At 36.0% G+C, this 13768-nt stretch carries 14 protein-coding genes and 1 pseudogene; 7 read left to right on the top strand and 8 right to left on the bottom strand.

Annotated features, from left to right (window positions below):
- Positions 1–283: 283 nt before the first annotated feature.
- The 3 genes from JZ787_RS13320 to JZ787_RS13330 all read right to left on the bottom strand — a co-directional run bounded on the left by JZ787_RS13320 (position 284) and on the right by JZ787_RS13330 (position 1625).
- Positions 284–967, bottom strand: coding sequence for a DUF421 domain-containing protein (locus tag JZ787_RS13320; protein ID WP_004986536.1), 684 nt, complete (start codon positions 965–967; stop codon positions 284–286).
- Between the two features lie 71 nt (positions 968–1038).
- A complete protein-coding gene (locus tag JZ787_RS13325; protein WP_004981674.1) occupies positions 1039–1335 on the bottom strand; it encodes a hypothetical protein in 297 nt (98 codons plus the stop codon).
- Positions 1336–1478: 143 nt separating this feature from the next.
- Positions 1479–1625 (bottom strand): hypothetical protein, encoded by a 147-nt coding sequence (locus tag JZ787_RS13330; protein ID WP_346312577.1) that lies wholly within the window; start codon positions 1623–1625, stop codon positions 1479–1481.
- Positions 1626–2247: 622 nt separating this feature from the next.
- Here JZ787_RS13330 and JZ787_RS13335 point away from each other — a divergent pair.
- Positions 2248–3654: an iron-containing redox enzyme family protein gene (locus JZ787_RS13335; protein WP_005005848.1), complete on the top strand. Its 1407-nt coding sequence runs from the start codon at positions 2248–2250 to the stop codon at positions 3652–3654.
- Positions 3655–3854: 200 nt separating this feature from the next.
- On the opposite strand, the gene JZ787_RS13340 is transcribed toward JZ787_RS13335, so the two are convergent.
- On the bottom strand, positions 3855–4088 hold the full coding sequence (locus JZ787_RS13340) for a DUF2171 domain-containing protein (protein WP_004772208.1): 234 nt from the start codon (positions 4086–4088) through the stop codon (positions 3855–3857).
- A 264-nt stretch (positions 4089–4352) separates the two neighbouring features.
- Here JZ787_RS13340 and JZ787_RS13345 point away from each other — a divergent pair, with 264 nt between their 5' ends.
- From JZ787_RS13345 to JZ787_RS13365, 5 genes are all read left to right on the top strand, one after another.
- Complete coding sequence (locus JZ787_RS13345) at positions 4353–5366, top strand: acyl-CoA/acyl-ACP dehydrogenase (protein WP_004985006.1); 1014 nt, start codon at positions 4353–4355, stop codon at positions 5364–5366.
- Positions 5354–6130 (top strand): PIG-L family deacetylase, encoded by a 777-nt coding sequence (locus JZ787_RS13350; protein ID WP_004985005.1) that lies wholly within the window; start codon positions 5354–5356, stop codon positions 6128–6130. Before JZ787_RS13345 ends, JZ787_RS13350 begins: the two co-directional genes overlap by 13 nt.
- Positions 6123–6722, top strand: coding sequence for a class I SAM-dependent methyltransferase (locus JZ787_RS13355; RefSeq protein ID WP_005325058.1), 600 nt, complete (start codon positions 6123–6125; stop codon positions 6720–6722). The genes JZ787_RS13350 and JZ787_RS13355 overlap by 8 nt, the downstream gene beginning before the upstream one ends.
- The gene (locus JZ787_RS13360; RefSeq protein WP_005325061.1) at positions 6719–7363 is read left to right on the top strand and encodes a glycosyltransferase; all 645 of its coding nucleotides are present in this window, start codon (positions 6719–6721) and stop codon (positions 7361–7363) included. The genes JZ787_RS13355 and JZ787_RS13360 overlap by 4 nt, the downstream gene beginning before the upstream one ends.
- 384 nt (positions 7364–7747) lie before the next feature.
- Positions 7748–8938 carry an MFS transporter gene (locus tag JZ787_RS13365; protein WP_005325067.1) on the top strand — a complete coding sequence of 397 codons (1191 nt, stop codon included), beginning with the start codon at positions 7748–7750 and terminating at the stop codon, positions 8936–8938.
- A gap of 61 nt (positions 8939–8999) precedes the next feature.
- Here JZ787_RS13365 and JZ787_RS13370 read toward each other — a convergent pair whose 3' ends face one another.
- Both JZ787_RS13370 and otsB read right to left on the bottom strand, forming a co-directional pair.
- A complete protein-coding gene (locus tag JZ787_RS13370) occupies positions 9000–10436 on the bottom strand; it encodes a trehalose-6-phosphate synthase (protein WP_010326898.1) in 1437 nt (478 codons plus the stop codon).
- Positions 10424–11278 carry a trehalose-phosphatase gene (gene otsB, locus JZ787_RS13375; protein WP_346312578.1) on the bottom strand — a complete coding sequence of 285 codons (855 nt, stop codon included), beginning with the start codon at positions 11276–11278 and terminating at the stop codon, positions 10424–10426. The genes JZ787_RS13370 and otsB overlap by 13 nt, the downstream gene beginning before the upstream one ends.
- A gap of 260 nt (positions 11279–11538) precedes the next feature.
- On the opposite strand from otsB, the pseudogene JZ787_RS13380 reads away from it, so the two are divergent.
- Positions 11539–11741 (top strand): annotated as a pseudogene (locus JZ787_RS13380) (transposase); the annotation flags it as partial.
- Between the two features lie 46 nt (positions 11742–11787).
- On the opposite strand, the gene xseB reads toward JZ787_RS13380, so the two are convergent.
- Together xseB and xseA are read right to left on the bottom strand one after the other, a co-directional pair.
- On the bottom strand, positions 11788–11982 hold the full coding sequence (gene xseB, locus JZ787_RS13385) for an exodeoxyribonuclease VII small subunit (protein ID WP_004986572.1): 195 nt from the start codon (positions 11980–11982) through the stop codon (positions 11788–11790).
- Positions 11975–13237: an exodeoxyribonuclease VII large subunit gene (gene xseA, locus JZ787_RS13390; protein WP_184119157.1), complete on the bottom strand. Its 1263-nt coding sequence runs from the start codon at positions 13235–13237 to the stop codon at positions 11975–11977. Before xseA ends, xseB begins: the two co-directional genes overlap by 8 nt.
- Between the last annotated feature and the right edge of the window lie 531 nt (positions 13238–13768).

Consider the following 13768-nt stretch of genomic DNA (forward strand, 5'->3'; position numbering starts at 1 on the left):
TCTCTTATACATTTGCTTTATAACGTTTTATGAAAATAAGTATTTATTTTCACGTAAGTTAATGGCTTATTTGTTGACGGATATTTTGTGCTTATACAATTTAATAGGTTATCTACAATCGAATATGAGTTACTTGCAAGAAAACTCTTTTTTGGATCAAAGATACCCATATAAACTTTAAGTATTTACGCTTTGAGTAAGGTAAAGAAATGTGTATTTTTTGTTCGCTTAAACTATTCATTTTAAATAATATTGAATTAATCTAAGTCAAAACAAAAGCTTATTAATTTTGATATTCCTCACAATACAAACAGGATTTAGCCCATTTTGTATTTTGACAGCGAGGGCATTCTTCATTTAAATGATTTAAACGTTGGGTTTGACCACACAACATACAAGAATAAAAGTGATCGACATTATGATGATCTGCGATTTGGTATTCATCGGGAAACAGAGGAAGGCCCCATTTTATATTTTCTTTAGAATATGGGATCACGCTTAGGCAGCCATCAGTCTCAAGCAGTGCTATTTTAACTTGTCCGAGATGCTCTATTTTTTTTTGGCGCATTTCAGCAAAGAATTCATCGTATGAATACTTTTCTTGCTTAATATCCTCAACAATCAGTAAACCATTTTTGACGATGTATATAGGTCGACCTTCCAATACGGTCTCAATAGCATCGGATTTCATCATTAAATAAGTTGTTAAGCGATATAAAGCCATAATTACTGCAAAAACGATGACAGCATGTATGATCGGAACTTCTTCATAGAACATGGCATCGCCAGCAGCAGATCCTAAACTAAGAATAATTGCGATTTCAAAGATGGAAAGTTGCCTAACACCACGTTTACCAGAAAATCTTAAAACTAAGATAATCAGGAAGTACATCAAGACACTACGAAGTACAATTTCTGCTGCAAAAGTAAATGTAGTATCAGCTAATAGTATTTTTATAAAGTCCATTTTACACCTATTTAATTATTATTTAGATGTGCTGATAATGAGCCTAAAAGGCTCATTATCATTATATTGGCTTACATTTTGTCCCATGCATCTTTAATCGCATGTTTGGCTTGTTCCCACTTTAAGCGTGATTCAGCCTTTAGTTCTTCCCATTTTACTTTTAGATCACTTTCTGAATCCTCAAATCGTGCATCAGTACCACGCTCATTTCGGGCATGCTGACCTAATTCATAGGCTGAACGAAGATCACGGTCATAATCTACATCAGGAAGTTCTCGTTGGATATCGCCGTAATATGGGCGGTTTGAATAATCTGTACGCCAATCATGCTTGATTGGGTTTTCGTCTTGATGGTCATTGATAGTCATAATGAACTCCAATTCTATCCAACTAAGAATTCAAAAAAAATTCTTAGTTGGATTTAATTAATGAATGAGTTTAAGAATTTAATAATATTATTCAACATGAAAAACTATTATTTCTGTTGAGCGTGTTGGTCATTTTGCTGGTTTTAGTTCGGTTGTTTTTGCTGATTCGGATTTTTTTTCGGTTGGTCTGGTTGCTGTTGCTGTTGCTGTTGTTGCTGATCTGGCTTTTTTTGCGGTTGATTTGGCTGCTGCTGTTGCTGATTTTTCTGCTGTTGATTTTGATTAGTCATTTTACTGAACCTCATAAGATTAGAATTAATCTACATTAATTGATCAGTAGATTTATTATTAATATCATAATTTGTGTTTTAAAAAACATCAGAGGTGTTACATTTTAATTTTTGAGTTAAATTGTGTTTGTTTTAAAAGTTTAGGTATTGATAATAAATGGAAATATATATTTTGTTTTTTACAAAAGGCTAACAATGTTTAATTTTATTCTTAATTCAGATTTATATCTTTTTGATTGGAGTTGTGTTTGTAATTTATTGATTTTTTTTTAATTTTAAAAACAAGAAAAATCCGTGTAGGATATCAACTGAATAACGACAGAAATAATAGCAGTGCTTGTACTTTCAATAAATACAGTTAACAATTTTATAAATTAGATAAAATGCTTTTTCACTAATTTTAAGCACCATATTTTTTTAATTTTAATGAATGTGATTGAAATCACATATAGTGAAATGTTTCTTTATTTCAAATATTATAATTATTTACTTAAATTTTTGTATTTTAAAACTAAATAAACTAAAGGATTACATTTGTTAACGTTTCTTTTCAAAGTTGTTAATTAATTAAGTACAAGTGTCAATTATGTTGGTATAAGTTATTTACCGCGAGAGAATTATAATGCCTACTGCAGTAAAAGAGAGAATTTTAAATTTAATAACCGATGCCCATCAGAAATATTTTGAAATAACACAATTTTTCTTAGATCCATCAATGTCACGTTCTGAAAAAGAGTTGAAAGCTTATCATTTCCTAGAAAACGAAATACTTCATTTGGATAGTGATTTCTCTGATTTTCCTACTAATGTTGATCAATTGGCAGTCTGGATGCAGAAACATAATAAAACGCAATGCTTGCATTACAAAGAGTACTTAGAAAGGCGTGAAAATGGGAGTGCAAGGGAGTTTTTTGGAACTACAAGTAAAGCTTATGAATTTTTATACAAAGTAGCACCGACCAAACGTGTAGACGGTGCTTGGCTTTATAGCTTTACGCAGTACTGGAATGATCCAGCTTTTAGAGACTTTATACAGATATATGTTGAGGAGTTGGGGTTAGGTTCTAGTCAAAGTAACCATGTAAAAATTTTCAATAAATTACTTCTATCACTTGGTCTTCATCAATTTTCAATGAATTTACCTGATGAATACTATCACCAGTCAGCAATACAATTGGCTTTAGCTTATGCTCCATCAGATTTTATACCCGAGATTGCAGGTTTTAATTTTGGATACGAACAACTACCACTTCATTTACTGATTACAAATTATGAACTTAAAGAGTTAGGTATTGATTCCAAATATTTTAACCTACACATTACAATTGATAACTTTGATAATGGACATGCTCAATTAGCTACAAATGCGATCAAATGTTTAGCCAAACGTTACCCAAATCAATCCGAATTTATTCGTAAATTAAAGATAGGCTTTTTATTGAATAATCGGGGAATTAGCTCAGTTCAAATAATAAAGAACCTAAATACTGAGCGAGTGGTTCTGGACATTTTCAAGAGCAAAGCTTTGGTTGGAAAGCACATGCATAATGAGAAATGCAAGTTTAAGAATAAGTCTGTAAATTCATGGCTATCAGAAGAAGATCAGGTTGAGGAATTCATTCTTGAGCTAATAAAAATAGGATGGATTAAGCTTAACGAAGATCCTGAACATAGCCGATTTTGGAAAATGATCAATGATGAAGATGGGAAAATGTTTGGAGTTTTCTCTGCTGCAGAAAAAGCTTTTATTTATGATTGGATTGCTGGTGCTAATTCAAGTAGACGCATTAACCCAGTAAATACAGAATATATAAAAAACTTTATAGAACTAAATGATTTTAGTTATTTGTCAGAAAAGGAATTATTGCTGTTACAGCAGCAAATTCAGATATCTACAAATACTGGACATAAAATTAGCAAATTGATGCCATATTTAGCTCCACATCAACATCACCAAGAGATTGGTTTATGGGCTACGCAAAAAGTAGTTGAATATATTTTCCCATTCTTAGGCAGTAATTTTAAATAAGAGTAGGCTAACTTATTAATTTATACAGAATAGATGTAGTCTATGACAAATAGATTGCATCTCGCTATTTTTTACACGTATGAAATGAAACACCTTTGATTCAAACGGACATTGCGAAGGCTTAGGGCTTTTTTGAAATTACTTACAAAGAAATAAAGAGTACGATCAAAGTCTAGCCGTACTCTTTATTTTACGATAATTTAAATAGCTTGCCATTGTTGCTTAACTTCTTCTGAATTTTTAATCAGAACTACTTTGTCATCTTTGACCTCACCAATCCATGCCGTTGGGATCAGATGATGCTGATCATTTTCATCACGCGTCAGTTTGAGTTGGCTATCACCTTCGAGATGATCAACTGTTCCGACTTTGGTACCACAAGAAGCAATTACATCTGAATGTTTTTTAATATCTTGAATATTTAAAGTACTCATTTCTTAAACCTCTTTTATAAACATTACAACACAGAAGCCTTTAAGCTACTGCTTATTTCCTCATAATTGTTGGATTTTAAATAATCCTTACATGATGATTTTATAGATTCACTTAAATCTACTATTTAGTTAACAATGAAACAAAAAGAAATAAATAGTTAAATAATTACGAATAATTATCTTTTCATTACAATTTATCTATTTAACTAAACAGATTATTTCAATTATTGTTTAAATAAACTCATTTGAATTAACATTTTAAGAATGAATAGAAAAATATTTATAAAAAGCTCAACTTTAGACATATTAAATCGCTTTGAGCAGTATTCAGCTGAAGAAAAGCTAACTCAACGTCCAATTGTGTTGAAACAGTTGATTCATTCTGTTGGACGATTGCCTGACCCTGCTTCGGGACAAACCTATCAACGCTGGCAAATTTTTGCCCAGATAGCTGGCTTTGACCTAAGTTTAGCAAAGCTTTTTGAGTCCCATTTTGATGCTTTAAGTATTTTGCATGAACTCGGTTATCAACATGAAATCAATGAGGAGACATGGGCTGTTTGGGCTGCCGATGGTGGACCCGTGCCGTTACAGGTCGAAAATGGGCTTTGTAATGGAATTAAGCCGTGGTGTTCAGGCGCTGAATTTATTCATAAAGCATTAATCAGTTTTAAAGATCAACAGGGGCAATCTCAGCTCTGCATTATTGACCTCAACCAATCCTTGATCACCATTGATCTGGCTCACTGGCAAGCTATAGGCATGAAGGGAACACAGACCGCAAGAGTCAATTTTCAAGAGATAGCAGTCAAACTCATTGGTCACCCCAATGACTACCTTGATCGGGTTGGTTTCTGGCATGGTGCTGCGGGTGTTGCAGCTTGCTGGTACGGTGCCGCGGTGCGGTTAGTGGATGAGCTACAACAAAGTTGCCTTAAAGCCCCTAATCCTTTTAAGAAAATGTATTTAGGGCGGTTGGTAACTCGACTTGCTGTAACCCGACAATATTTCCAATATATCGCGCAACTGATTGATAGCCAACCCAAGCTTAGCCATGAACGGGATGTACGGATCTTGCGTGCGCAGGCAGAACAAAGCTGTTTGGAGGTTATTGAAGGGGTAGGAAAAGCGCTTGGAGCACGGCCTTTTTGTGAACAAGCAACTTTTGCCAGCCTAATGGCTGATTTACCTGTATTTATTCGGCAAAGTCATGCGGCATTCGATGATGAGCAAATTGCTGAACGATGTTTACAGGAGCAAATATCATGGCAGCTCTAAAACATCCTTTAGTCGAAGATCGTATTATTGAAGGGCAAGGGACCTCCCGAGAACAATGGCTGCATGCATTTGAGCAGCAGCCGCTTTCTCTACTCAATTTTAAAAAATTTCAGTCTAAAAGAATCTTGATTGTTGCACCCCATCCAGATGATGAGATACTGGGGTGTGGCGGCTTGATGCAACAATTAATTATGTTGAATTGTCAGTTGGTGATCGTGGCCGTAAGTAATGGGACACAAAGCCATCCACATTCAACCAAATACAGCCCAGATCAATTAGATCAAATTCGCCCACAAGAAAGCTTGGCGGCCTTACAGCGTCTAGATATTTCTGAATATGTTCAACGTATTGCACTAAATTTACCAGATGGGCAGATTCATTTGCACAGGGAACATCTGTGGCAAGAATTAGACAAGTTGGTTAAAGCGGAAGATATTTTAATTTGTAGCTATGCACAGGATGGGCATCCAGATCATGAAGCGGTAGGAAAAACTGTACAGGCATTTGCTCTAGCTCATGACATGTCATATTTACACGTGCTGATCTGGGCTTGGCATTGGGCGCTACCACTAGATCCGCGTATCAACTGGCAAAAGGCTAGAGCTTACAACTTAACTCAGGCTCAATTAATCAAAAAACGTCGGGCCATCATGCAGTTTAAGAGTCAGATTGAAGCTGATGAAAGTACAGGCAATTCTGCGATTTTATCTCCAGCAATCATCGAACGTTTGTTAATGCCTTGGGAGGTTTATCTTTGTGAATGATTCTAGTCAATATTTCGAAGCCTTATATCATCACAATAACGACCCTTGGGGCTATGATTTACATTGGTATGAAGCTCGTAAAAGGCAGATTTGTTTGGCATTGCTTACTCAACAGCATTATTCATCAGTGTTGGAAATCGGCTGTTCCAATGGCCATTTAAGTGTACATTTAGCCAAACGCGCTGATCAGCTTTTATGTCTAGATTTTTCTGAACATGCTGTTCATTGGGCCTCTAAACGTTTAGAGAATTTGAAGCATGTGAGCGTTCAACACCAAAAAATTCCTGAATATTTTCCTGAACAGAAATTTGATCTGATTGTCATTAGTGAAGTGGCCTATTACTTATCACGCAATGAACTGCATGAACTGATCGATCAGCTCCAAGACAGTTTAACGCCACAAGGTGAAATTCTGTGTTGTCACTGGCGTCACGCCATTCAGGATTTTGAACTAGATGCTTATCAAGTCCATCATTGTTTAAAACAATCTTTGTTGTTCACTCATTATTTAAGTTTGAATGATCCAGATTTCATCATTGATATCTGGACGGTAAATCCTTCATCTTTGGCAAAACAACAGGGCTTAGTATGAAAATAGGTATTGTTATCCCAGCCCATAATGAGGAACAAAATTTATCCGCTTGTTTGCAGTCAATTAAACACGCTATACAGCATATAGGTCACGGTCAGGTCGAGATTCTAGTGGTTTTAGACAGTTGTACTGACCAGTCCCTCATGATTGTAAAGTCACATCAGATGAATTGGCTTGAATGTAATTTTGCTTGTGTGGGCAAGGCCAGAGACCTTGGCATTAGGCAGCTAATCGATCAAGGAGTTACATGGGTCGCTTGCACGGATGCTGATACAATTGTAGATCCTGATTGGTTACTATGCCAAATGCGACATCAACCAACAGATGCCATTTGTGGAATCGTTATACTGGATGATCTTAGTCACTTATCAATACAACAACAGCAAAAATATCTGACGCATTATCAGGACATGATGAATCATCAACATATACATGGGGCGAATTTAAGCTTTAGTGCCGAAGCCTATATTAAGGCGGGAGGCTTTGAACCTATTCCTTGTCATGAGGATGTCTCATTAATTGAAAAATTTATTAAGCAATGTTGCAAAATCACTTGGAGTAATTTGGTTCGCGTCACCACTAGCAGTAGATTAAATGGACGTGCACCTGAAGGTTTATCGTACTTTTTAAAACATTTATAAAATTGATCTGATTTGGTGGAGAAAGCTAATCCACAGCTATACCGAGTGAAATATATTATTCAGCTTTATAAATGAACTGCTTAATTCAGTCATTTCTTCAAAACTTAAGTAAATTCATATCTTTGCCTTGTTTAATTGAAAAGCTAAGAATAAAAAGTGTTAAAAATAAACGCTTTAATTTTATTTAAATAAATGAAGATAAATGATTGATATGTAGCGATTTTATTTCTTGCAAAAAATACTATTTTTAGCTTGGTTTTGTGTATAATTTCGCCATAAAAGCCTCTGTGGATTTATAGAACTTCTCTATAGATTAGCAGGGGTTTTTCTATGGCGATTTATCCGAGATGGACGCTCTGAGTTAATTTGTGTGGATGGTATTAAATGATCCTTTTTTCCAGAACTGCTCTTATTGATCCTGAAATTCAATTAAGTGCTCAACGTCTTTCAACTCGTTTTAGCTTTTTCGGTCTTGGTTTCGCCACGGCTGCATGGGCGCCGCTGATTCCTTTTGCCCAGCAACGTTTGCATTTTAATCATGCCGATTTTGGTTTGTTGCTATTATGCAGCGGCTTAGGTGCAATGCTAGCTATGCCTGCGACAGGTAAAATTGTTCAGCGTATTGGTTGTCGTGTGCCGATCGGTTTCGCTTTACTCTTGCTTGCCGTTTTATTGCCAAGCCTAAGCTTATGGACCTCGCCGTTAATGATGGCGATCACCTTATTCTTATTTGGTACAGCAGCAGGAAGTCTGGGTGTTGCACTCAATATTCAGGCCGTAGTGGTTGAGAAAAATAGCTTAAAATCATTGATGTCTGGCTTTCATGGTATGGCGAGTCTAGGCGGATTAGCTGGGGTACTGACGATTACTGCATTGCTTGCTTTAAGTATTTCGTCTGTTATGAGCGCATTTGCTGTGAGTTTACTGTTGGTAATTATTGTTTTTCTTTCAGTGCCATACAACATAAAAGCTGTAGAAAACACCCTTCTTGAAGCGTCATCGAAAGTGAAAAAGTCGATACGACAGCGTCTGCCACAACCTTTGATTATATTAATTGGTATTGCCTGCTTCATCATTTTCATGACGGAAGGTGCGGCGATGGACTGGAGTGGTATTTATTTAACGCAACAATATGGAGTTAATGCCGCTTTTGCGGGATTGGCGTATACCTTCTTCGCGATTGCCATGACCACAGGACGTTTTACGGGGGATTATCTGATCCGTTATTTTGGTGAAAAAAAGCTTTTAACCTATAGCGCGATTTGTGCAACTTTAGGTTTAGCTTTGGTCAGTATCGCGCCTTATTGGTGGCTGGTTTTAGTGGGTTATACACTGGTTGGGACAGGTTGTTCTAACATCGTCCCGATCATGTTTTCCCGTGCTGGACGTCAGACGGTGATGCCGAGCGCAGTTGCATTGTCTTGTGTTTCGACCATGGCTTATACGGGTATTCTGGTTGGACCTGCTTTCATTGGAATGGTGAGTGAGCTGATTGGCCTAAGTACAGTGTTTATGGCACTATCGGGTCTATTATTATTGATTGTGGCTTTAAATCGGTTTACTTATGTGAAATAAGCCTCATAGTGAATTGAACTGGCAATATCTGGATACTGCCAGTTCCTTACAAATCAAAGTACTATAAATTTTGATAAATAGGGTTAACGTTACGCATTCCCAGGAATCTGAAATCCTGCATAGCGGTTTTGTTCTGTAAGTCGTTAAGAAATGCATTGCGCCACTCATTAATATCAAAATCTTTTAAACCTTTCATCAGTTGTTTGTAACGTGAAATACGTTCACGTCGTGGCATTTCCAGTGCTTTTTTTAAGGCATTGACCATCGCCATTTTGTCGGTGGGATCAACCAGAAGTGCTTCAGACATCTGTTCCGCTGCACCTGCATATTTGGATAGAATAAGTACACCAGGATTTGATGGATTTTGCGCGGCAATATATTCTTTCGCGACCAGATTCATCCCGTCTCGTATTGAACTGATCCAGCACACATCGGCTTGACGATAGATTTGCATCAAATGATGATGTTTTATTGCATCATAAATACATTCCACGGGTTGCCACTCTTCCTTTGCAAATTCCTGATTAATCATCTCGATCTTAATCTTGAAACGCTCAAATAAACGTTGATAAGCTGGAACTTCCAAACGACATGGGCAAGCAATTTGTAAATGTTGAATATGCTGCTGATACTCAGGATATTTCTCTAAGAACTCTGCATAGGACAAAAAGCGTTCCAGTAAACCTTTTGAATAATCAATCCGATCTACGCCGATAATGGTTTTTGCAGCATTCAGCTCTACTGGACGGGTAAGGAAGTCTTGTACATCAATAAACTTATGAGCCGCTTTTTGAATCGCTGTTGGATTTACACCAATTGGGTAGCATTTAATTATGGTTAAACGTTGATGGTAGCTTAATAAAGTTTGTTGAATTTTCTGTGCGTTCAATAAAGATGTGCATACTTGCATACACACTTTTTGATCTTTATCTGTTTGTAGACCCACCACATCGTATTGGCATAGATCCTCAATCAATTGTTGAGCACATGGAATTTTTTGCCAGATAAATAAAGGTGCAAAAGGAATGTGCAGGAAAAATCCAATTTTATTCTGCATACCGAGTTCACGGCAATATTTCGCCACACTTAAAAAATGATAATCATGAACCCAAATGGTATCGTCTGGATCTGCAATTTCGGCAAGTTTTTGAGCGAATAAAGAATTTACTTTTTGATATCCTTCGTATTCTGATGTTTTAAACTCAATCAGGTCTGAACGATAATGCATGGCAGGCCAAAGTGAATTGTTGGCAAACCCTGCATAATAATCTGAATATTGAGAATTTGTTAAAGGGCAGGTGACATAATCAACTTTATCCTTCCGAAAAATATTAAAATGTACTTCCTCTTGCTTATGAACTCGTTCGCCATTCCATCCGAGCCATACACCACCAATATCATCTAATGCATCTTGTATAGCGACTGCAAGCCCACCTGCGGTAGTTTTTTGCCCGTTGGGAATACTGACTCGATTCGATAAAATAATTAATTTAGACATGTTTTCTCTCCATCTAAGTTGTTGTTACCCTTAAAATTGTTATCATGGTTTCGAATATGGTCTAAAAATAATTCTAAAAAATCATATACTTGCTTTGTGTCTTTAAGCTGGTATTTGGCATGGGTAAGCCCTTGACCGACTTTGATTGAGATGCCATCTTCCAACTGATTCACAAAATAAAAACCATCTTCGTCCGTAAAGTCATCACCAATGAAAATTGGTGTGTAAACCTCATACTGGTTTAAATGAGCTAAAACTTCCTTGATTGCCAAGCCTTTATTGACTTGAGCGGGTATTAATTCATAAACGAATTTCCCTTGAATTAATCTTAGGTTGGGGAATATCTTTTGAGCTTCTAACATTATTTTTTTTGCTATATCTTCTAGCTCTGGAGCTTTCCTATAATGCAACGCAATTGATGATTTCTTGTTTTCAATCAGTAAACTTGGATAGGCGATACATGCTCGAGCTAAAATTTTGTGAATATGTGAAATTTCTAAGAAATCCTTTGGTGTACGTAATTCTTTTTCATTTCCAAGATATATTTCTAATCCATGCAATGCAGCAATTGGAAGATCAAGGGATTCAAATAATTTACGTGCAGAATCAATGTCTCGTCCTGTCACAGCTATAACAGGAATTTTATTTGAAATAATTTGTCTTAAAATATTTAAAGTCTTAGTCGGAATATAACTGTTAGTAGGATCTAATTGAAAATCAGATAAAGTTCCATCTATATCTAAGAATAGACATGGCTTATTGTAATTTGAGTTAAGCTTGTCTCTTAATAAAGAGTTCAAGTATTCTAATTGTGAAATTGATTCATCTATTATATTTCTCAATTTTAGTATCTCATATTTCAATTATATTTTATTATAGGTTGATATTTTTTTTATAATACTTAAGTTGTCAATAAGCAAACACAAGTAGAACGTAATTTACATCAGTAATGCTTAGAATACATGGTAAATATTTCTTACATTTTTAATAAGAATTCATTTTTTATATTTATTATAGCTTTGCTACACAAAGATGTATAAGTTGAAGTCGCTTTATTGCATAAACCTATTCTTGAAGGCTTCTTCAGCAATATAATTTTCAAATGAAGAAGCCTACACACAAAATCTACCGCACAACCAATTGGCCCGCATATAACCGAGCTCTCATTAATCGTGGGAATATTGCCATTTGGTTCGATCCAAAGACCTAGTGTATGCACAATCACAAGGCAAGCATGGTCGAAATCAAACTTACTCTGACACCGCTATTCAATATTGTTTAATGATCAAATCCTTATTCCATCTAATGTAGACCAAAAAGTAAAATAAAATTTTCCCATATTATTAACTTATTATTCCTTAAATGTCTCATTCAAAGCTTGTTGTACAGCATCAACACGTGTTTTACAGGCTTTGTATGCCACCATAGACTCTTCAACGATTTTCATTAAATTGTCGATGTCTGGCTCTTCCTGTGACTCCAATAGCTCGGCATTCTTTTTAAGGACTCCATAGCCTTCCTTGAAAGAGAGTTCTTTTTTACTCATTACTAATTACCTTCGTTACATTTGCTTGAATGGTGCCATCCTGTAATTCGACCTGGATGCTATCACCTGAAATCTGTTGAATAGAGCGAATAGCTTTTCCTTCACTACGAACAATTCCGTAGCCTTTAGCCATCACGGTTCTTGGATTCTGAATTAGGGTTTCCCGCAGCAGTGATTCGACTTGATTAGTTGCCAGTTTGATCTGTTGCTGGGCTAAATAATGTAGGGTGCTTAGCATCAAATCTACGCTCTTATTTGCTTCATTAATCTGCCCATGCGCAAGCGTCTTAATCACTCTCATGTATTGATCATTTTGGCTTTGGTACGCCGTGATTTGATGTTGGGATAATAGCTTAATGGTTTGGAATAAATCTAAGACATCCTGAGTCCGTTCAGCAATTAGATTACGAATGCCACTAATTACCTTACTTGGTGTATCAAAAGAACGGTTTGCAACTTCATCCAATATCGTACGGTCTTTCTCGTGACCAATGCCGACCCAAATCGGAACGGTTCGTTTGGCCAACAATGCTGCTAGTTCATAATCATTTAAATAGGCAAGGTCGTTTACAGCACCACCGCCGCGAATAATCACAATGAGATCAGGTGGTGTATTGAAATCGGTAGCCCATTGTCTGAGGCCATTACTTAGAGAGGTGATAATACTTTGCGCAGCTGTGTTCCCTTGGAATGTTGCTGAGTAGTACTTGAAATGACATACATCAGATTTTTCTAAAGCATCAGCATCTTTTTTGAAGTCACCTAGACCTGCAGCATTTTCAGGAGCAATTACCAGGACATTCTGAATATCAAAAGGAGTAGGGACGAGCTTGTTTTTATTTAATAGGCCTTCAGAGGTAAGTCTTTCTAAAATTTGTTGATAGTGCCGTGCAATGTCTCCAAGCGTATAGCTTGAATCAATATCTTCAACATTCACCGAAAAGCCATACTGAGGATCAAACTTGGCTCTAACTTTTACCAAGACATTTAAATCCTTTGAAAGCTCTACACCGCTTTCTCTTTCAAACTTAAGCACCATTTTCTGAGCTATAAATTTCCAGATGGTTCCTTTACAACTCGCTATAACTTTGTCGGTACTTTCATCCTTTTCAGCTAACTCAAGATAGTAATGTCCGCCCTTAATATTTAGATTACGGATCTCAGCTTTCACCCATACAGGCTCATTGAAAGTAATTTGAATTACTTCCTGTACTGTGGATAGATAATCACTAAGAGAAAACTGAGGTTCAGACATTAGGTCAATTATTTTAAGTGGTTAGATGAATAGTATTAAAGCAAAGCTATAAGTGCAAATTGAGAATATGCTCACTTGACCTTGATCAAGGTATATGGCATATTTCTTCTATAGTGGACGTACATATGGAAATTCACTTAATTACCGTAAAAAGCTCATCATTTGATGGGCTTTTTTTGTTACTAGATAATTTGGTATAAAATGCGAATGAGATCTCAATATAAACCAAGTATATTATTTGGTATTAAGTTCTCCATGGTAGTTAATATCAGTTTATACCTGCACCTTCCCCAAGTTGCAGGTTTTTTTTCTTCATTTTTTATTCGATTAATGATTTAATTATTTTGTTGTAAATAAAAACAACGATTCCTTGTTTCGGCGCAAAAGACCAAGGGGAAAGCCTTACAGAAATGTAGGGCTTTTTTAATAGGAGCTTAACTTAATCGTATTGGTATAAATTTTAATTTTTTATCAGATGCTTAGTCGATAAAGTGCGTTCAAATAATTGCGCTTTTTTGTTCTGATATATTT

It is taken from the genome of Acinetobacter sp. BWR-L5 (assembly GCF_039655985.1).
Lineage (GTDB): Bacteria > Pseudomonadota > Gammaproteobacteria > Pseudomonadales > Moraxellaceae > Acinetobacter > Acinetobacter johnsonii.